This window comes from Comamonas composti DSM 21721, from assembly GCF_000429845.1.
GTDB lineage: Bacteria > Pseudomonadota > Gammaproteobacteria > Burkholderiales > Burkholderiaceae_C > Comamonas > Comamonas composti.
In genome coordinates this window covers 287,500-306,884 of record NZ_AUCQ01000003.1, presented here as the reverse complement: position 1 = coordinate 306,884, position 19,385 = coordinate 287,500, and the positions used below count along the sequence as shown (strand labels likewise).

The 19,385-nt window shown below is 66.3% G+C and carries 19 protein-coding genes and 1 tRNA gene; 9 read left to right on the top strand and 11 right to left on the bottom strand.

Annotated features, from left to right (window positions below; all coding sequences use genetic code 11):
* Positions 1 to 148 precede the first annotated feature (148 nt).
* Positions 149 to 225: transfer RNA gene (locus G486_RS0104720), tRNA-Met, on the top strand.
* Between the two features lie 102 nt (positions 226 to 327).
* Here the strand turns inward: G486_RS0104720 and G486_RS0104715 are convergent.
* A complete protein-coding gene (locus G486_RS0104715; RefSeq protein ID WP_027014494.1) occupies positions 328 to 1,143 on the bottom strand; it encodes a siderophore-interacting protein in 816 nt (271 codons plus the stop codon).
* A 122-nt stretch (positions 1,144 to 1,265) separates the two neighbouring features.
* On the opposite strand from G486_RS0104715, the gene G486_RS0104710 reads away from it, so the two are divergent.
* Positions 1,266 to 1,700 (top strand): MarR family winged helix-turn-helix transcriptional regulator, encoded by a 435-nt coding sequence (locus G486_RS0104710; protein ID WP_027014493.1) that lies wholly within the window; start codon positions 1,266 to 1,268, stop codon positions 1,698 to 1,700.
* 228 nt (positions 1,701 to 1,928) lie between these two features.
* On the opposite strand, the gene alr is transcribed toward G486_RS0104710, so the two are convergent.
* A complete protein-coding gene (alr, locus tag G486_RS0104705) occupies positions 1,929 to 3,035 on the bottom strand; it encodes an alanine racemase (RefSeq protein WP_027014492.1) in 1,107 nt (368 codons plus the stop codon).
* Positions 3,036 to 3,167: 132 nt separating this feature from the next.
* Here alr and lplT point away from each other — a divergent pair, with 132 nt between their 5' ends.
* The 7 genes from lplT (at position 3,168) to G486_RS0104670 (ending at position 10,155) form a co-directional block, all read left to right on the top strand.
* Entirely contained in the window at positions 3,168 to 4,460 is a 1,293-nt protein-coding gene (lplT, locus tag G486_RS0104700; protein ID WP_027014491.1) for a lysophospholipid transporter LplT, read from the top strand.
* Positions 4,461 to 4,593: 133 nt separating this feature from the next.
* Positions 4,594 to 5,508: a DMT family transporter gene (locus G486_RS0104695; RefSeq protein ID WP_027014490.1), complete on the top strand. Its 915-nt coding sequence runs from the start codon at positions 4,594 to 4,596 to the stop codon at positions 5,506 to 5,508.
* Between the two features lie 96 nt (positions 5,509 to 5,604).
* On the top strand, positions 5,605 to 6,081 hold the full coding sequence (locus G486_RS0104690) for a hypothetical protein (RefSeq protein ID WP_027014489.1): 477 nt from the start codon (positions 5,605 to 5,607) through the stop codon (positions 6,079 to 6,081).
* 12 nt (positions 6,082 to 6,093) lie between these two features.
* Positions 6,094 to 7,809 (top strand): hypothetical protein, encoded by a 1,716-nt coding sequence (locus tag G486_RS0104685; RefSeq protein WP_027014488.1) that lies wholly within the window; start codon positions 6,094 to 6,096, stop codon positions 7,807 to 7,809.
* 11 nt (positions 7,810 to 7,820) lie between these two features.
* Positions 7,821 to 8,012 carry a hypothetical protein gene (locus G486_RS23920; RefSeq protein ID WP_156919880.1) on the top strand — a complete coding sequence of 64 codons (192 nt, stop codon included), beginning with the start codon at positions 7,821 to 7,823 and terminating at the stop codon, positions 8,010 to 8,012.
* Positions 8,013 to 8,603: a hypothetical protein gene (locus G486_RS0104675; RefSeq protein ID WP_027014487.1), complete on the top strand. Its 591-nt coding sequence runs from the start codon at positions 8,013 to 8,015 to the stop codon at positions 8,601 to 8,603.
* Between the two features lies 1 nt (position 8,604).
* Positions 8,605 to 10,155, top strand: coding sequence for an AAA family ATPase (locus G486_RS0104670; RefSeq protein WP_027014486.1), 1,551 nt, complete (start codon positions 8,605 to 8,607; stop codon positions 10,153 to 10,155).
* 369 nt (positions 10,156 to 10,524) lie between these two features.
* Here G486_RS0104670 and G486_RS0104665 read toward each other — a convergent pair whose 3' ends face one another.
* The 9 genes from G486_RS0104665 to G486_RS0104625 all read right to left on the bottom strand — a co-directional run bounded on the left by G486_RS0104665 (position 10,525) and on the right by G486_RS0104625 (position 19,272).
* Positions 10,525 to 11,289 carry a ProQ/FinO family protein gene (locus G486_RS0104665; protein WP_051303131.1) on the bottom strand — a complete coding sequence of 255 codons (765 nt, stop codon included), beginning with the start codon at positions 11,287 to 11,289 and terminating at the stop codon, positions 10,525 to 10,527.
* A gap of 109 nt (positions 11,290 to 11,398) precedes the next feature.
* On the bottom strand, positions 11,399 to 12,646 hold the full coding sequence (gene glcF / locus G486_RS0104660) for a glycolate oxidase subunit GlcF (RefSeq protein WP_027014484.1): 1,248 nt from the start codon (positions 12,644 to 12,646) through the stop codon (positions 11,399 to 11,401).
* 117 nt (positions 12,647 to 12,763) lie between these two features.
* On the bottom strand, positions 12,764 to 13,531 hold the full coding sequence (locus G486_RS0104655; RefSeq protein ID WP_027014483.1) for a YoaK family protein: 768 nt from the start codon (positions 13,529 to 13,531) through the stop codon (positions 12,764 to 12,766).
* A 9-nt stretch (positions 13,532 to 13,540) separates the two neighbouring features.
* Positions 13,541 to 14,659 (bottom strand): glycolate oxidase subunit GlcE, encoded by a 1,119-nt coding sequence (gene glcE / locus G486_RS0104650; protein ID WP_027014482.1) that lies wholly within the window; start codon positions 14,657 to 14,659, stop codon positions 13,541 to 13,543.
* 267 nt (positions 14,660 to 14,926) lie between these two features.
* A complete protein-coding gene (locus G486_RS21555; RefSeq protein WP_084455039.1) occupies positions 14,927 to 16,309 on the bottom strand; it encodes an ammonium transporter in 1,383 nt (460 codons plus the stop codon).
* A 26-nt stretch (positions 16,310 to 16,335) separates the two neighbouring features.
* Complete coding sequence (locus G486_RS0104640; RefSeq protein ID WP_027014481.1) at positions 16,336 to 16,674, bottom strand: P-II family nitrogen regulator; 339 nt, start codon at positions 16,672 to 16,674, stop codon at positions 16,336 to 16,338.
* A 28-nt stretch (positions 16,675 to 16,702) separates the two neighbouring features.
* Positions 16,703 to 17,425 (bottom strand): TorF family putative porin, encoded by a 723-nt coding sequence (locus G486_RS0104635; protein ID WP_027014480.1) that lies wholly within the window; start codon positions 17,423 to 17,425, stop codon positions 16,703 to 16,705.
* Positions 17,426 to 17,668: 243 nt separating this feature from the next.
* Complete coding sequence (locus tag G486_RS0104630) at positions 17,669 to 18,460, bottom strand: IclR family transcriptional regulator (RefSeq protein ID WP_027014479.1); 792 nt, start codon at positions 18,458 to 18,460, stop codon at positions 17,669 to 17,671.
* 38 nt (positions 18,461 to 18,498) lie between these two features.
* Positions 18,499 to 19,272: a ferredoxin--NADP reductase gene (locus G486_RS0104625; protein ID WP_027014478.1), complete on the bottom strand. Its 774-nt coding sequence runs from the start codon at positions 19,270 to 19,272 to the stop codon at positions 18,499 to 18,501.
* Positions 19,273 to 19,385: the final 113 nt, after the last annotated feature.

Genomic DNA, 19,385 nt, shown 5'->3' with positions numbered 1-19,385 from the left:
GGGGTTGGCACTATACCGAGCGCGCGGGCTGCCCAATCCCGGGCCGTGCCCCGCACGCATTTGCAGGACCCTTGCAAATCGGCTATACTTCAATTCTTCGCTGCACGGCGGTCTTGAATTTCACGGGGCTGTGCACACAAAAAATTACCGCGCGATGGAGCAGTCTGGTAGCTCGTTGGGCTCATAACCCAAAGGTCGGAGGTTCAAATCCTTCTCGCGCAACCAAAAATGAAAAAGCCCACAATCGTGGGCTTTTTTGCGTGCGGCGCTCTTGAAGTCTTGAGGAGCTGCCCCTTGGGGCAGCGTTCATGCCATACGCCGGCAGATTCAGGCCGGCGTTTCGCCTAGCTCCTCGTGGTGGTCGGCCGTGCCCAGTTTCCAGTAGCTGGCCACGCGCATGTGCTTGGGCGATGCGCCCTTGGCCAGCAGCAGGCGGCGCAGCTCGGCCATGCTGCTGTGCTCGCCCGCAGCCCAGACATAGCCTTCGCCGCTGGGCAACTCCAGTGTCTGCACGGCTTCGGTCAGCGAGTCCACCCAGGCGCAGTCCAGCTGCGCCGCACTGCTCCAGGCGCGCTGATCGGCAGGATTGCGCAATTGCACGCGCACCAGCGCGTGGCTGCCGGCCGGCAGCTCGGCCAGGCGGCGCTCGATGGCGGGCATGGCGGTCTCGTCGCCGAACAGCCAGTGCCAGCGCAGGCCGGAGTCGATCACCAGGCTGCCGCGCGGGCCGGCCAGGCCGACCCACTGGCCCAGAGGCGCAAGCAAAGCCCATTCGGTCGCCGGGCCTGCGTCATGCAGGGCAAAGTCCACGGTCAGGGTCTGCTTGCCGGCGTCGTAATGCAGGGGCGTGTAGTCACGCAGGGTGGGGCGCGGCTCTTCCTCGACAAAGGTCGGGCGGCCGTTGACCAGCACCGGCAGCGCGGGCTGCTCGCGCCCGGTCTGCGGCAGGATGAGCTTGACGTGATCGTCAAAGCCCGCGCTCACAAAGCCTTCGAGCTCGGGGCCGCCCAGCGTGAGCCGCACAAAGCCCGGGCTGGATTGCTCGCGCTCGAGCAGCTTCACATGGCGGGCCCGAAAGGGATGGCGCACACGCTCCACCACCGAGGCGGGCCTGGTGCGAGATGCAAGAGAAGGTGAATTCATAGTCATGGCGTATGTGAATAGAGGGGCAGGGAAGGCTGTCGTGATAAAGTTGACAAAGTCCACTAAAAGCCATTCTTCCCAATTAATTGACTTTGTCAACTGATACCCACACCATTGACACCATGAATTCCCCTCAGCCCGTCGACATCTTTGAAGTTATGCACGAATTGCTGCATCTGCTTCGTGATCGCATACGCAAAGACATGGAGACCATGGAGACCGAGCTCACGCCCAATGAGGTTCGGGTGCTGATGACCGTGGGCCACCGTCCAGGCCTCACGCAAAAAGAGCTGGTGGACCACAGCCACATGGACAAGGCCCAGCTTGCGCGCATGCTGGCCGAGCTCGAAACCCAGGGCTGGCTGCAGCGCGAGCCCGACCCCAGGGACAGGCGCGTGCGCTGCCTGCGGCTCAGCGCCCAGGGCCAGGCCCTGGCCGACGGCCTGCACCGCTCGCGTCAGGAGCTCTCCGCACACCTGCTCAAGGACTGGAAGCCTTCCGATCTGCAGCAGCTGATGCAGTTGCTGGAGCAGGCCAGAAGCAGCCTGCTTTCCTGATCCACTACGGATAAGAGAGCTGGTAGCGCCTATCACCAGGCCATTTCAGCTATTTTTTATATTGAAATCCATACAGGACATGCGCTAGCAGCTAGCCTTTTGATGATCAGCGCCTGAAACCGTCAGGGCGATTGCATCCTCCAAATTCCCGGCCAGAGCCGCCCCCGCAGCCAGGCTGTCGCCCTTCCCGGGGGAAGGCGCAAAGCGACTCAGAGCGTGTTCACGCTCTCAGAGGGCAACCACCTTCTTCACCCTGGGCGCCACCGCGCACATGAGCTCATAGCCCAGCGTGCCGCCAGCCTGGGCCACCTCGTCTATGGGCAGGACTGCGCCATTGCCGGCCCGGCCCCAGAGCGTGACCTCGCTGCCCAGGCCTGCGCCGGGCACGGGCGTGAGGTCCACGGCCAGCATGTCCATGCTGACCCGGCCCAGGGTGCGCGTGCGCTGGCCGTCGACCAGCACCGGCGTGTCCGTGCCGCAGTGGCGCGGATAGCCGTCCGCATAGCCGCAGGCCACGGTGCCCAGGCGCATGGGAGTCTCGGCGCGGAACAGCGAGCCATAGCCCACGGTCTGGCCCGGGGCCAGCTCCTGCACGCCGATGATGCGCGAGCTCAGCGTCATCGTGGGCTCCAGATCCCATTGCGCGGACGAGTGCCGGGGAAAGTCGGGCGAGCTGCCATAGAGCACGATGCCGGGCCGCATCCAGTCGCAGCGCACACCGGCCTCGCCGCCACGGCGCAAGAGAGCGGCGCTGTTGCCCACGCTGCGCTCGCCGGGCAGATCGCGCGTGGCCTCGTGGAACTGCGCCAGCTGCAAATCCATGCTGGGCACGCTCTCATGCGCATCGGCGTCGCTGAAATGGGTCATGAACGAGATTTCCTCGACCTGGGGCAGGGCATTGAGCCTGGCCCAGGCCGCGCGAAAGCGCCCGGGCGTAAAGCCCAGGCGGTTCATGCCCGAGTTCATCTTGAGAAAAACCCGATGCCCGACCTGGGTCTTGTGCGCGGCCAGCCAGTCGATCTGCTCATCGCAGTGCACCGAATGCCAGAGCGAGAGCCGGGAGCAGATCTCCAGGTCGCGCGGCTCGAACACGCCTTCGAGCAGCAAAATGGGGCCGCGCCAGCCGAGCTCGCGCAGGCGCCGGGCTTCGTCGAGGTCGAGCAGCGCAAAGCCGTCGGCCGCGCGCAGGGACTCGAACACATGCTCGACCCCATGTCCGTAGGCATTGGCCTTGACGACGGCCCACAGCTTGGCGTCGGGCACGCACTGACGCACCCGCTCCAGGTTATGACGCAGCGCCGAAGCATGAATGGTGGCGAGAATGGGACGCGGCATAGTAGTTGTCTCGATCAGAAGCCTGGGATTCTGGCACTCCCGGCCAAACCCTGCGTGATATAACCGCCAGTCACTTGCCTTGGGGTCTACTTTTCCGACGCCAGCTCAACCGGTTCTGCCATCCCTCCATCCATGAAGCGCGGTTTCTACACCATCATGTCGGCGCAGTTTTTCAGCTCGCTGGCAGACAACGCCTTGTTCGTGACCGCTGTCGAACTCCTGCGCACCCAGGGGGGCCCCGAATGGCAGCGCGCCGCCCTGGTGCCCATGTTCGCGCTGTTCTACGTGATTCTTGCGCCCTTCGTGGGCGCGTTCGCCGATGCCTTGCCCAAGGGGCGCGTCATGCTCATCAGCAATGCCATCAAGATCGTGGGCTGCCTGATGATGCTGCTGGGCGGCCACCCGCTGCTGGCCTACGCCGTGGCCGGCCTGGGCGCTGCGGCCTACTCGCCGGCCAAGTACGGCATCCTCACCGAGCTGCTGCCCGCCTCCCAGCTGGTCAAGGCCAATGGCTGGGTGGAGGGGCTGACGATCACCTCCATCATCCTGGGCGTGGTCGTGGGCGGCCTGCTGCTGCGCCCCGATGTGTCCTCCTGGGTGCTGGACAGCCTGCCCTGGAGCTACATAGGCGTGCATTCGGCGGCCGAGGTCGCGATCACGATCCTGGTGCTGATCTATGCGCTGGCCGCCTGGTTCAACCTGCACATCCCGCTGACCGGCGTGGCCATGCGCCCTCTGCGCCAGGACCCGGGCCGCAGCCTGGCCTCCAACATCCTGAGCCTGCTGCCCGACTTCTGGGTCTGCAGCCAGCGGCTGTGGGCCGACAAGCTGGGCCAGATCTCGCTGTCCACCACCACCTTGTTCTGGGGCGCCTCGGGCAATCTGCGCTACATCGTCCTGGCCTGGGGCGCGGCCGCCCTGTCCTACGACACCTCCCAGGCCTCGTCCCTGGTGGGCGTGGTGGCCATAGGCACGGCTGCCGGCGCCATCCTCGCCTCCATGCGCATGCGCCTGGACAATGCCACGCGCGTGATTCCCCTGGGCGTGGCCATGGGCCTGCTGCTGATCTGCATGAACGCCGTCAGCGATGTGCGGCTCGCGATTCCCCTGCTCATCGTGCTCGGCGGCATCGGCGGCTTCATGGTCGTGCCCATGAATGCGCTGCTGCAGCACCGCGGCCACAACCTCATGGGCGCGGGCCGCTCCATCGCCGTGCAGAACTTCAACGAGCAGGCCTGCATCCTGGCCCTGGGCGCGCTGTACGCACTGTCCACCAAGTTCGGGCTCTCGGCCTTTGGCGCGATCACGGTGTTCGGGCTCAGCGTGGCCGCGATCATGGTCTGCATCGGCCTGTGGCACCGCCACAATTGCCGCCACCACCCGCAGGAAGTTGCGCGCCTGCTGTCGATTGCGCGCGGGAACTGAGGCCCTGCGCAGCCCCCCCCGCTTCCCGCTGACGGGCGCCAGCCCTTGACCGCAGGCCAGGCGCTGGAGCACGCCGGCCTGCACCATGAACCACCCGACATCCCGCCTGCCCGCAGTCCGGCAGGCTCTTGCCATGCACAGCCCGCTACCCGTTCTCGCCCTGCTGTTCAACGCCTTCATCTGGGGGCTTTCATGGTGGCCTTTCCGCGCCATGAACCAGGCCGGCCTGCATCCGCTGTGGGCCACGGCCCTCATGTACGGCCTGGTTGCCCTGAGCCTGGTCACGCTGCGCCCCACAAGCCTGCGCCAGGCGCTGCAATATCCGGCCCTGGTGCTGCTGGCCGCAAGCTCGGGGCTGAACAATGTGGCCTTCAACTGGGCCATGACCGTGGGCGATGTGGTGCGCGTCATCCTGCTGTTCTATCTGATGCCCGCCTGGTCGGTGCTGCTGGCCTGGAAGATGCTGGGCGAAAAGCCCGCGCCCGCAGCCCTGCTGCGCCTGCTGCTGGCCTTTGCGGGCGTGGCCCTGGTGCTGCTGCCGCAGAACGCGGGCCCGGGCAGGCTGCTGGCCGGCCTGAGTCTGGCCGACGCGCTGGCCCTGCTGGGCGGCTTCATGTTCGCGCTCACGAATGTGCTGCTGCGCCGGCTCCAGGCCGTGCCCGCCCAGGCGCGCATGCTGGCCATGTTCGGCGGCTGCACGCTCATGGGCGCCATCAGCGCGCTGAGTGCGGGCTCGCTGGGCCTGGTCCCCGGCCTGCCCGCGTTCGACTTCCGCTGGGCCGCGATTGCGCTGGGGCTGTCGCTGCTGCTCATGATCGGCAACTGGGCCCTGCAGTTCGGCGCCACGCGCCTGCCTGCGGGCGTCACGGCCGTGGTCATGCTCTCCGAGGTGGTTTTCGCCAGCCTCTCCTCGGTGCTGATCGCCAATGAATCCCTGTCCGGGCGGACCTTGCTCGGCGGTGCCTGCATCATGCTGGCCGCCCTGCTGTCGGCCCTGTCCCATGCCCGGCCGCGGCGCCGAAAAATCGGCAAGCCCGCATCCAGCTGACGTAGACTTGCGAAGTTTCACATTCTTGCGCCGTCGGCTCTGGCTGGTTTCACGCGCCTGCGCGATCCACCAGCCAGCACGCGGCCCTGCCTGCCCATGGCCCGTTCCATTCTGGGGCTCAAGCCCACCACCGAGACGCTGGCTCCTGCACTCTCGCGCAGCACCGTGTCCACCGCCTTGAGCGGCCCTGCCCTGCAGGCCAGGCTGAGGCAAAAGCGCTCCAGCGCCTATGTCCAGGCCATGACGCAGCTGGACGCGGGCGGCCACGTGCACAGCCCTGTCACCACCCAGGCGCTGGTGGAGGCCATCAGGAACGAACTGCCCGAAGTCGACATCGAGTCCCTGCCCCTGGGCATCGTCTCGCGCTGCTACCTGGGTGCGCCCTACGAGGTGCATACGCTGGACTGCAGCGGCAGCATCATCCAGCACTACAAGACTCATCAAGGCCTGCCCGCGCTGCTGGAGCGCGCACGCGGCCTGGCCCTGCATCCGGGCTATGCCTTCATCGAGGTCTACAGCACCCGACTCATTGCCGTCGGCGAATCCGGCCAGACGGCGCTCATCGATCTTTAAAGACTTCTCACCATGAGCACTGAACGCATCATCCAGGTCGCCGATCTTTCCCTGATCCTGGGCTCGCTGCGCAGCCTGCAGGGCGACATAGGCACGGTTTCGGGCCAGGTGGATACCGTGAGCCGCGATCTGTCGCAGACCCGCTCCGAGCTGTCGCGGCTGGAGCAGGCCTTTGCCGACTTCGTCGAGGCCGACCTCAAGGCCAAGGAGCTGTCGCTGGCCGAGACGCGCCAGGTCAAGATCCGCCAGGAGATAGACAACCGCTTCGGCCAGAACGCCGTGGTGCGGCGCCAGGCCACGGGCATTTTGCAGGCCTCGGACATCCAGCTGGTGCGCCGCGAGACGCTGCGCGGCGTCACCGAGGAACTGATGCTCTCCACGCCGCGCTACTGGCTGGCACCGGCCCTGGTGGCCCTGGGTGCCTGGCTGGACGACAACCGCGACCTGGCCCAGCGCGCGCTGGCCGAGGCCATCCGTCGCGATGACGAAAAGACTTCGCTGTTCTTTGCACTGATAGCGCGCCGCGCCAGCCGCACCGAGGCCCACCGCACCTGGCTGGACCGCTACTTCGGCCTGCAGAATCCCTACCAGCTCGACCGCCAGACCGTGGTCATGATCGATGCGCTGGCCAACGGCGTGTTCAATGCCGATGCCACGCAGATGTGCTCCAAGCGCATCGCCGCCTGGATCGACGAGCTGTCCGAGCAGGCCGGCTTTGCCGAAGCCCAGCGCTCCCAGTGGAGCCGGGCCCTGCTTTCCAAGACGCCCAAGCTCAACCACGCCCAGCGCTACAGCCACCTGGCCAAGCTCAGCCCCGACTGGGCCGCGCTCGACAGCGCGCTCAACGGCCTGGCTATGCACGAAGCCGTGCTCCAGCATTTCCAGGCCATCTTCGAAGGCCAGATCAAGCCCGCGAGCAGCGTACTCATCGCCGTGGACGATTTGCTCGCCAAACTGGTCACGCGCTTCGACGACGAGGAGCTGCCGCTGCGCCGCCAGGAGGAGCTGTGCCGCCTCATCATCGAAGAGGACGGCGACAAGCGCACGGCCCAGCAGCGCTATGAGCTGCAGAGCAAGTCCCTGGACGAGCAGGTGGACTTCACGCAGTTGCTCACGAATGCGGCCATGCACCCCGAAACCTCGCATGTGACGCGCGCTACCCAACGCTTTGCGATTGCGCACTCGCGCGACTGGGTGCTGGACGCACATGCCGACGTCACGGCCAAGGCGCGCCAGAACGTGCCCCAGAAGATCACCATCAACCTCGAAGACTGGAGCGGCGAGACCAGCGACGGCAGCAACGAAAGCGAGCTGCTGACGGCGCTGGCAGGCCACCTCAGACAACGCGAGGAGGCCGCGCTGGCCGAGGTCAAGCTCGGCCTCAAGCACTGGGCGGCCATCGTGCTGGGCGTGGTCATGGTCTTCATGGGCTTGGGCAATATGGTGCTGCTCGCCATGGGCCTGGCCGCACTGGCCTGGGCCTTTGTCAGCTATCGCCAGCTCGACAAGATACGCGCCAAGATTCGTGCCGACTTCGCGCGCCTGCAGGAGCAGTCGGCCCAGGTGCTGCGCGCCAGCCTGGCCGAGCTCGTGGAGCTGCGGCGCGATGCGGCCCAGCGCGATGCGTTTGCCGGACAGCTCACCGCCTTGCTGCAGGCCATCAGCCCCGAGCAGCACCTGCTCTCGGCCCATGACAACGTGCGCCGCGTGATCACCGCCGCCGCTTGAGGAGAAGTTCCATGGTTCGCGAAATCCTTTCCGGCGCCTCCGCCTCCACTCCAACACCCGCCAGCAACCCGCCAGCAGCCTTGGCCCCGGTTGCAGCACCCGCAGCCCAGACCGGTCCCCAGGACAGGCGCGACATGCTGGCCGGCGCACTGCCCCCATGGGACCTGCTGCCGGCCTCGCCCTTTGTGCGGCGCGTGCGCTGAATGCTGGGGCTGTTTCGCCGCAGCGCTCACTACGCATGCGCAGATGCCCAGCCGGCTGCGCCCGCAACCTATGCGCAGTGGAGCGAATGCCTGGACCTGCTGGCCCAGGGCCTGCACGATGAGGAATGCCTTGCGCGCATGGGCAGCGGCCAGTTGGTCTGGACGGCCGGCGTGGCGCCGCTGTTCGCCCAGCGGCTCAGCGAGGAGCTGCAACGCAGGCTAGGCCTGTGCGCCGACCGCCTGACGCGGGATCTGCGCACCGGATCGTCCGAGCAGAACGTCGTCAAAGCCATACTGCAGGCGCGCGCACAGCTCTTTTTCCTGCAGCGCCTGTGCCAGTTGCCCATGCTGCCGGCACCCGTGAAAGAGCAGTTGCTGGATGAAGTCCAGCGCTTTGCCGAGCGCTCGCAAAACTCCCTGCTGGACAGTGCCCGCGCCGATCGCAGCGGGCGCCTGGCCTCGGTGCTGCGCAACAACCCCTTGACGCGCTACCAGGACCAGCCGCTTGCGGCCGCGCCCGCAGCCGCTTCAGCGCCCGCAGCGGCAGCACCCATCGGTGCGCCGGGGCGGCGACGCAATATTCTTTTCTGACATGAGCGACACCACCGAATTCAAGGCCACTCTCGCGCGCTACCTCAAGGCGCGCATTCCCTTCATCTCGATCCGCAGCGCCGAACGCAGCCGCGTGCTCGACCTGCTGCGCGAGGTCGGCACCAGCCTGCAGGCACCGCTGCTGGTGCACACGCTGTCCCAGGGAACGCGCGAGCTGTCCACGGGCCGCTCGCTCAACGATGACCGCTCGGTCACGGGCGCCGTGGACTTTGCGAGCCAGCAGTTCGCCCAGCGCCAGAACCTGTCCGTGGTGCTGACCGAGGTTTCGGACATCGAGGACGACACGGCCTCGGCGCGCCACCTGCTCGACGTGGTCATGCTGGCCGCCGAGCACAGCGGCTCGGTCGTGGTCATCACCACCAAGCCCGTCTGGGGCCAGCTGCAGCGCGCGGGCATGTCCCTGGTTCTGTCGGCCCCCACCGAGGACGAGATGCTGGCCATCATCCGCGAGAGCCTGGACGCCTACCGCGAGCACATTCCCATCGAATGGGACGCCGAGGACGAGCGCCGCGCGGCCGCCACGCTGGCCGGCATCTCGCGCATCGAGGCCGACAACATCATCGCCACCCTGCTCGCCAACGGCCGCATCACCAAGGCCGACATGGTCGAGGTCATGCATGCCAAGGACAGGATCTTTGCCGACATCTCGGGCATAGAGCGCGTGAGCGTGCGCGGCACCGAGCTCAACGTGGGCGGCCTGGGCGGCCTCAAGGCCTGGCTGGACAAGGAGCGCCCCCTGCTCACGGCCGATCTGCGCGAGCGCGGCATACGCCCGCCGCGCGGTGTGCTGCTGGTCGGCGTGCCCGGCTGTGGCAAGTCGCTGTCGGCCAAGGCGATTGCAGCCAACTGGAGCCTGCCGCTGTACCGGCTGGATTTGTCCACCATTCACGGCCAGTACCTGGGCCAGAGCGAGGCCAGGCTCAAGGAGGCGCTGAGCACGGCCGACCATGTCTCGCCCTGCGTGCTGTGGATAGACGAGATCGAAAAAGGCCTGGCCGGTGCAGGCGGCAATGGTGACGGCGGCGCGGCCACGCGCCTGGTCGGCCAGTTCCTCTACTGGCTGCAGGAGGCGCGGGCGCGCGTCTTCGTGGTGGCCACGGCCAACAATGTGTCCCAGCTGCCGCCCGAGCTGCTGCGCCGCGGGCGCTTTGACGAGCTGTTCTTCGTGGACCTGCCCACGCCCGCCGAGCGCCAGGAAATCATAGAGATCTATGTGCAGCGCGGCCTCAAGCAGGCGCTGGCGCCCGACCTGATGCAGGAGCTGGTGCAGTTGTCCGACGGCTTTGCGGGCTCGGACCTCGAATCCGCAGTGCGCGAAGTCGTCAAGGAAGCCTTTCTGCGCGGCGACGCTGCCGCCACGCCCGAACTGTTCAAGCGCAGCTTCAGCAACGTGGTGCCGCTGTCCAAGACCGCGCCCGAGCAGATCGAGAGCATTCGCGCCTGGGGCCGCGAGCGCGCCGTGCCGGCCTCGGGCCAGCCCATTGGCGCCGCCTCACCGCAGTTGCGCGCGCGCCGGCAGCTGTTGAGCTAGGCCTGGGCGCAAGGCGGCAGTTATCCGCTCGACCCATGCGCCCTTGCGGCGAGGGCGTCGTCCCCCTCCCGAAAAGAGCGGGGAAAGGCGCGCAGCGCCTCAGAACGTGTTTACGATCTCCTCGGTGCCGCGCCAGTGTCTGTGCTGGATGGGATGCAAGGCGCGACACCGCAGCAATAGCCGTGCTATTGCGAGGATTCGCAACGCTGCAGACCGCCCGCAAAGCCACTGGCCCGAAGGGTTGGAGCGAAATCGGGCTATTTTCTAGCGCTAAAGCTTGCTTGCACCCCGGTGCAAGCTGCGCCCCATCGCTTTGAACTCATCCCGATTGCGCTCCAACGCGGCAGCGTAGAGATCGTAAACACGTTCTCAGAGGGTGTTTTTCCGCTTTCTCGCGCGGGCCAGTTGCTGGCTGACCTGCTGCAGGCCCATGCCATACATCTCGGCAAAGCCGGCCTCGCTCTGGCCGCTGGCCTCGAAGGAGCGCAGCAGCGCCTCGTCGCGCGCGGCACGGATGTCGGCCTCGGCCAGGGCCTTGGCGACCAGGGCATTCGTGGCCTCGTCGCGCACCTGCACGCGCTGCGCATAGTCCTCGCGTGCCAGGCCCGAAGCCTCATAGGCCGCAATGATGCGGTTCGTGAGCTTGGGCGCCAGGTCCTCGGCGGAGCGCAGCTGGCGGCGCCTGAAGACCTCGATCAGCGCATGGTGCACATGCTCTGGCGCCATGTCCTCCACGGGCTGGGCCTCGAGGTCATGGCGCTGCTGGCCGCTGGCGACCACGCTGAGGTAGCGGCTGGAGCGCGTGTGCTGCGCCAGGGCCAGTTTGAGCTGCTCGCGCTCGATCTGCTCGGGATGGGCTGCGAGCAGATCTTCGAAGATGCCGCGCTTGAGCGGCAGAAGCTGCTCACCAAACAACTGGGGATGCCACTGGGCCAGCTGGGCCAGCAACGGATGCTGGGTGCGCTGGGCACGGGGCGCCTGGGCCGCAGCCTGGACTGCGCCCGCCTCGCCAGCTTCGCGGCGGCCCCGGCCTCCACGGCGCGAGCGCTTGCGGCCCTGGCCCGTGGCGCCGTCGGCTCCTTGCGGGGACACGGCGTCGTTCTGTTCTTGCGGTTCAGACAGGGAATCGGTCATGGCTAAGCACATGGGCTTGAAAAATAAAACCCTGCATCATGCCAGCATTGCCGCCATCTGCAAGCCGACAAGGCCTTGACAGGCATTCGGTTTCTCCCTGCGGCGCACATCAGGCCTGGGACAGGGCCTCGTCGAGCAGCTCGATCCAGTGGCGCACGGGCAGCCCGGTGCCGGCCTGCAGATGCAACATGCAGCCCATGTTTGCCGAGACGATGGCCGCAGGCTGCTCGCCGCCCAGGTCCTGGGTCAGGGCCTTGAGCTTGCGCTCGCGCAACCGGGTCGAGAGCTCGGGCTGGAGTACCGAATAGGTGCCGGCCGAACCGCAGCACAGATGGGCTTCGCCAGCGGCCGTGCGCAGCTTGAAGCCCAGCGCTGCCATCTGCGTCTCCACCCCACCACGCAGCTTTTGCCCATGCTGCAGCGTGCAGGGCAGGTGGTAGGCCAGCAGGCCCAGGTCCGCCTGGCCGCGCAGCTTCGGCGCCAGCGCGGGCAGCATGTCCGGCAGCAGCTCGCTCAGGTCGCGCGTCATCGCACTGATGCGCGCGGCCTTGTGCGCATAGGCCGGATCGTTGACGAGCACATGGGCATATTCCTTCACGGTGACGCCACAGCCCGAGGCGTTCATCACGATGGCCTCGACCTGCGCCTGCTCCACCTGCGGCCACCAGGCATCGATGTTGGCGCGCATCTGGGCCTTGCCGCCCTCCTGGTCGTTGAGGTGGAACCGGATCGCGCCGCAGCAGCCTGCCCCAGGTGCAACCAGGGTCTGGATGCCTGCGGCATCAAGCACGCGCGCCGTGGCGTGGTTGATGCGCGGCATCATGGCCGGCTGCACGCAACCGGCCAGCAGCAAGACCTTGCGCCCGTGCTCGCGCGCGGGCCAGGCGCCGGCCTCCTGCGGCGCAGGCACCTTGTCGGCCAGGGCCCGGGGCAGCAGGCCGTGCACGGCCTGGCCCAGCTTCAGGGCCGGCGCGAACAGACCGGAGTTCATGCCGGTCCTGAGCGCCCAGCGCTGCAGTCGCTGCCCCAGGGGGCGGGGTACCTTCTCCTCGACGATCTTGCGGCCTATGTCCACCAGATGGCCGTATTCCACGCCGCTGGGGCAGGTGGTCTCGCAGTTGCGGCAGGTCAGGCAGCGGTCCAGATGCTGCTGGGTCGAGTGCGTGGGCGTCCCGCCCTCTAGCACCTGCTTGATCAGGTAGATGCGCCCGCGCGGGCCATCGCGCTCGTCGCCCAGCAACTGGTAGGTGGGACAGGTGGCCGTGCAAAACCCGCAATGCACGCATTTGCGCAAAATGGCTTCGGCCTCCAGCCCTTCGGGCCGGGAGCGGTATTCGTGGGCAAGCTGGGTCTGCATCTGATCATCCTTGGCGAGACGCCTCATCTTGCATGAAACCGGCGCCGCCCTGCTCAGGGACAGCACGCACGACCGGCCTTGCTCGCCAGGCTGGCGCGCAGCGGCTCACGCAGTGCTTCATGACGGCAGATGGCGCCTGATCTTCTCGGGCAGCCTTGCCCGGTCGGCCCACAGCGGCGGCAGCGACAGCACGCACAGAATCACGGCCAGCGGCAAAACGAAGACAAAGCCCAGATGCTTGAAGCCCGCAGCGCCGCCAATCCCGCCGAGCAGAAACATCAGCAGCAGGCCCGCAAAAAGCCGCAGGCGTTCCAGGTTGGCGCGCACCCGGTGCTCGGGCGGATCGCCCGTACGGTTCCAGTAGAGCGCGCGACCCAGCTCCATGCCCAGGTCGGTGATCACGCCCGTCATGTGGGTGGTGCGTATCTGGGAAGAGGACATCTTGGTCACGGTCGCGTTCTGCAAGCCCATGATGAAGGACAGCAGCAGCACGGCCAGGGGCACGGCAAACGGCGTGGGCCAGGTCAGCATGGCCGCGCCCAGCATGCCGAACACCAGCATCAGCAAGGCCTCGACCAGCAAGGGCAGGGCATAGCTGCTGCGCAGTTGGCGGTGCCGCGCCCAGTTGACCAGCATCGCCGTCACGGCCGCGCCGCTCATGAAGGCCAGCAGGGCACCGATGGCGCTGAGCACCAGGGCCGTATTGCCGAGCACCAGGTTGTCGGCCAGCAGCGAGACAAAGCCCGTCATGTGCGAGGTATATGAGCCCACGAGCAAAAAGCCCCCGGCGTTCACGGCCCCGGCATTGAAGGCCAGCAGCAGGCCCAGGGCGCGGTTGCTGGCCTTGGTTCTATGCCTGTCGGTCAACAGGTGCAGTTGATTCATGGGCTTGGCCTACCAGGTCTGGCTCATGCGGCCGGGATTGAAGATCCCATGAGGGTCGAAGGCCTTCTTGAGTCTTGCATGCAAGAGTGCCAGTGCAGAGCCGGAATATGCATCAAAACCGCCTGTATCGCTTGCTGCACCTTCGCTAGCAGCTCTGAAACAGATAGCATTTCCACCGAGATCCTGCGCCATCTGGCGCAGTTGCCCGCCCAGCTGCGGCGGTGCCTGGACCCAGCGCAGGCCGCCATGCCATTCGATCAGCGGCCCCTCGCAGCCCTCGGGCAGAAGCAGCGCAGGCGCGGTCTGGGGCAGGGACAGGCGCCACAGCGCATGGCCTGGCGCGCGCCGCGCAAACCAGGGCAGGAGCTGGTCGCGGCAGGCCAGCCAATCGGCCTCCACGCCTTCGAGCCGCTCGCCGCCCAGGCGCTCGCAGGCAGCGTACACGGCCGCCTGGGCACCGCGCAAGCGCAGGTACAGGTGCCCGCCGCGGCCCGCTTCGTGCTGCCAGCGGCTCGCATTCAAGGGCAGGGGCTGGCCGCCCCAGGCGTTGAGCCAGTCCAGTGCCTGCTGCTGATCGCAGTCAAAACGCAGCGTGGCCTCGGCCGGCGCCAGGGGCAGGACCTTGAGGCTGACCTCGGTGATCAGGCCCAGCGTGCCCCAGGCACCCACCATGAGACGGGAGACGTCATAGCCGGCCACGTTCTTCATGACCTGGCCGCCATAGCGCAGCAGCTCGCCCTGGCCGTTGAGCAGCTCCAGCCCGAGCACGAAATCGCGCACCGCCCCGGCGCTTGCGCGGGCCGGCCCCGACAGGCCCGCGGCCACCATGCCGCCCACGGTGGCGCCAGGCCCATAGTGCGGGGGCTCGAAGGCCAGGCACTGCCGCTGGCCGGCCAGCAAGACCTGGAGCTCGGCCAGGTCCATGCCGGCGCGTGCGGTCACGACCAGCTCGCTGGGCTCGTAGCTGATCAGGCCTGCGAGCGCGCGCGTATCCAGCAGTTCGCCGTCCGGGCCCGCCCGGTAGAAGTCCTTGGTGCCGCCGCCGCGCAGACGCAAAGGCCTGCGCTCGGCCACGGCCGTATGCACGCGTTCCACGGTTTGTCGAAGTGCGCTGTGGGTGATGTCCATGGGCCAATCGTAGCCTCTGCGCCACAGCCAGCTGCTGCAATGGCCGTGATTTTTCTCAGAGCGTGTTCACGATCTCCTCACGGTGCGCCAGTGTCTTTGCGGGAGGGAATTCGCAACGCTGTAGACCGCGCGCAAAGACACTGTCTCCAAGGGTTGGAGCGAAATCGGGCGATTTCTTGGCGCTGGGCGTTGCGCGCATAAAAAAAGCCCCGGCACCTGGTGCCGGGGCTCCCCACCATGCGCTGCGTCAGCAGCAGCTCCCTTGGATCAACGGTAGTACGCGGCCTCCCCATGGGAAGTGATGTCCAGACCCTGGCGCTCGGATTCCTCGCTCACGCGCAGGCCGACCAGCAGATCGCACAGCTTGTAGGCCACGGCGGCCACCACGGCCGACCATGCAATGGTCAGCAGCACGCTCTTGGTCTGCACCCAGACCTGATGCGCCATCTGGTAGCCCTCGGGCTGTACGCCGCCCAGGCTGGAGGCGCAGAACACACCGGTGAGCACAGCCCCCAGGATCCCGCCCACGCCATGCACGCCGAACACATCGCAGACATCATCCGCACCCAGCAGCTTTTTGAGGCCGGAGACGCCCCACAGGCAGATGGGACCGGCAATCAGGCCCATGACGATGGCGCCCATGGGCCCCACAAAGCCTGCGGCCGGCGTGATCACCACCAGACCGCCGACGGCGCCCGAAGCTGCGCCCAGCATGGAGGCCTTGCCCTTGTGCAGCACCTCGGCGCCCAGCCAGGCCAGAGCCGCGGCGCTGGTCGCAACAATGGTGTTGATGAAGGCCAGACCTGCCGTGCCGTTGGCCGCGCCGGCCGAGCCCGCATTGAAGCCGAACCAGCCCACCCACAGCAGCGAGGCTCCGACCATGGTCAGCGTGAGGCTGTGCGGAGGCAGGGCCTCCTTGCCAAAGCCTATGCGCTTGCCCAGCATGTAGGCACCGACCAGGCCTGCCACACCGGCGTTGATGTGCACCACGGTGCCGCCTGCAAAGTCCAGTGCACCATCCTTGGCCAGCAGGCCGCCGCCCCAGACCATGTGGGCCATGGGGATGTAGCTGAAGGTGAACCAGAGTACGGCAAACAGCAGCACGGCGGCGAACTTGATGCGCTCGGCAAACGCGCCCACGATCAGGGTCACGGTAATGGCTGCAAAGGTCGCCTGGAAGGCCACGAACACGTATTCGGGAATCGTCGGCAGGGCTGTCGACAACGAACCCGCTGACATGCCCTGGAGAAACAGCTTGTCCCAGCCGGCGAAGAAGCTTCCCTCACCGCCGAAGGCCAGCGAGTAGCCATAAATGGCCCACAGCAAGGTGATGAGCGCGAACAGCACGAACACCTGGCACAGCACGGACAGCATGTTCTTGGCGCGCACCAGGCCACCGTAGAACAGCGCCAGCCCCGGGATGATCATCAGGATCACCAGCATGGTCGAGGTCAGCATCCAGGCGGTATCGCCGGCATTGAGTGTGGGCACGCTCTCGGCCGCCAGGGCCGGTGCGGCGCCAGCCAGCAGGCCCAGGCCCGAGGCAAACAGGCCCGACTTGCGCAGGACCGGCCGGGGCGAGTCGCTGATCGCATGGAGTGGAAGTGCCCGCGCCCTTGTTTGCGCAAGCCCTGAAAGACTTTTTCTCATGGCAATCCTTGGGAGTTGAGTGAGCGTTAGAGGGCGCTGTCGCCGGTCTCGCCGGTACGTATGCGCACCGCCTGTTCCAGCGGCAGCACGAAGATCTTGCCGTCGCCGATCTTGCCCGTGCGTGCCGCCAGCTCCACGGCCTCGATCACATGCTCGACCATGGCATCGGGAACCGCCGCCTCCAGCCGCACCTTGGGCAGGAAGTCGACCACATATTCGGCGCCGCGATAGAGCTCGGTATGGCCTTTTTGCCGCCCAAAGCCCTTGACCTCGGTGACCGTAATCCCCTGCACGCCGATCTCGGACAAGGCTTCGCGTACCTCGTCGAGCTTGAAGGGTTTGATGATGGCTACCATCAGTTTCATGATGTTTGACTCCTTGGAGATTGCGCGCTCACAGCGCCTTGGCCAGGGTCAGGATCAGGCGCGGCTTGTTGCCTGCGCCGAAATACGACCTCTGGGTTGCTCCGGCCACGGCCGCGCCCAGGGACAGCCCGTTGCCGAAGTCGTAGGCCCCGCCCAGGCTGTAATCCATGTAGTTGGGCACGCCCGAGCCGTGGATGTCGCCCGCAAAGCGCGTATAGCCGACCGAAGCCTTGAGCGTGGTCTTGGGCGCGATCTCCTCGCTGTAGAGCAGTTGCAGGTAGCCGGTATTGCGCCCCGAGCCAGAGCTGCTCGCAGCCAGGCCGAAGTAGTCCTTGGAGACCGTATGCGAGTACTTGGCCGTGAACGGCCCGTAGCTCGCCGCGCCATACAGCTCGGTGGTATTGCCATCCGAGTTGCCCGGATACAGATATTGCAGCAGGCCCACATCGAAGCTCAGCTCTCCGGCCTTGAACTTGTAGCCGCCATAGAGATCGCTTTCCAGCGAGTTGCCAGCCAGCCAGTCGACGCTGGAATTCCAGTTGCCCAGATACCAGCCGCTGTCGCCGAAGCTGTAGTCGAAACCGCCCTGCAAAGCGGGCTTGAAGGCCCTTGCGCGGCTGGCATCCTGGTCCTGCCCGCGGAACTTGTAGTTCGAGGTCAGGGCCACATTGGCAGTGAACTGGGCCTGGGCCCACAGCGGCAGGCAGGCCAGACCTGCCAGAGCAATGGTTTGAAAGCTCGCAAGGCGCATGAAGTTCTCCGGTTGGACTAGGTTGGAATCGCAACCGGGTAGAGCAGGGATCGTGCCAGCCCAGATCAGGGCCGTGCGACGCGCTGCCCTGACCTCAAAACACCCCTGATCTGCGCGAGATGCACCATTGGCGTGCACCCCACCCATGCCTGCGGGAGAAAAGCATGCACCGCCATGACGCATCCGGCTCTCGGTGCACAAAAGTCCAGCAACGATGCGCGCTGACCCGCAACGCGACACGGGTCACGCCCGGTCGATCTCCTGCTGCAGAAAATGCACCATGCGCTGCAGCGCCGGAATGCCCTGGTGGCGCAGCGTCTCCACGTTGACGTAGCGCTCGGGACCGCCCAGGCTGATGGCCATGAGCGGCAGGCCCCGGCGCGGAGAAAAGGCCAGGGCAATGGCATTCGTGGCAGCAATCCATTCGCCCATGGACGTGGTCAGCCAGGGCTTGGGCAGATTGCCGGGAGACGGCCACAGCGGCAGTTGGGCCTGCACGGACTGCCATTGGTCGGGCGCATGGATGCGCAGGTAGTCCAGCGCCTGCTGGCGCTCGGCAGCGGGACTCGCAGCCAGCCAGGCGCGGCCTATGGCCGAGGTCGCCAGCGGCAGGCGCGAGCCCATGTCGAGCTTGTTCTGGGTGTAGCTGGGGCTGGGGCAGTGCTCCAGATACACCATGTGCTGGCGGTCGCGCGTCGCAAGCGCCACCTCGGCGCCGACGCTGGTGGCCAGCTTGCGCATCCAGGGCCTGGCGATGCGGCGTACGTCCAGGCGCGAGAGCATGGAGCTGCCCAGAGTCAACGTGGCCGTGCCCAGCCGGTATTTGGACTGCTCCGGCACATGGATCAAATACCCGAGCGCCGTCAGCGTATGCGTGATGCGCGACACCGTGGACTTGGGCAGGCCGCAGCGCTGGGCGATTTCCTGGTTGCCCAACAATTTGTCACCCGAACGGAAGCAGCCCAGCACTTCCAGACCTCTTGAAAGAGAGATGACAAAGCTTCTGTCGTCTGGAGGTGTGCTGGGCGGCGGCATGCGCGGCTGAGCAGGTTGTGGTGCGGGCTGTGCCTGGCTTACTTTTCCACGAAGGCGCGCTCGACGACGAAGTCGCCTGGCGTCGTGGTGTTGCCTTCCTTGAAGCCACGCGCTTCGAGCAGCTCCTTGAGCTCGCCGAGCATGGCCGGGCTGCCGCACAGCATGATGCGGTCGGTCTCGGGGTTGAGCTCGGGCAGGCCGATGTTCTGCGGGAAGGTGCCGGCATTGATCTGGTTGGAGATGCGACCCTGGTTGCGGAAGGGCTCGCGCGTGACCGTGGGATAGTAGATCAGCTTGTCCTTGACGATTTCGCCCAGGAACTCGTGCTCCGGCAGTTCTTTTTCGAACAGCTCCTGGTAGGCCAGCTCGGAGACCTGGCGCACGCCGTGCACGACCACCACCTTCTCGAAGTGCTCATAGGTCTCGGGGTCGCGCGCCACGGCCAGCCAGGGCGCAAGGCCCGTTCCCGTACCTATCATGTAGAGGTTCTTGCCGGGCAGCAGATAGTCGATGAGCAGCGTGCCCGTGGGCTTCTTGCCCACGATGATGGTGTCGCCGACCTGGATGTTCTGCAGGCGCGAGGTCAATGGACCGTCGGGCACCTTGATCGACAGGAACTCCAGATGCTCCTCGTAGTTGGGGCTTGCAATCGAATAGGCGCGCAACAGGTTCTTGTCACCGACCTTGAGACCGATCATCGTGAAGTGGCCGTTCGAAAAACGCAGCGCCGTATCACGGGTCGTGGTGAAGGAGAAAAGACGATCGGTCCAGTGGTGCACCGACAGCACGCGTTCTTCTAGAAAAGCACTCATGATGGCAAAGACTAGGTATTCAAACAGGCAGGGCCTGCCGGATTGCGGCTCAGGAAGAGGCTGGCTTGCAAACCAGTGGTGGCTTGGAGGCTGGCAAGACAAAGAATGCGCGG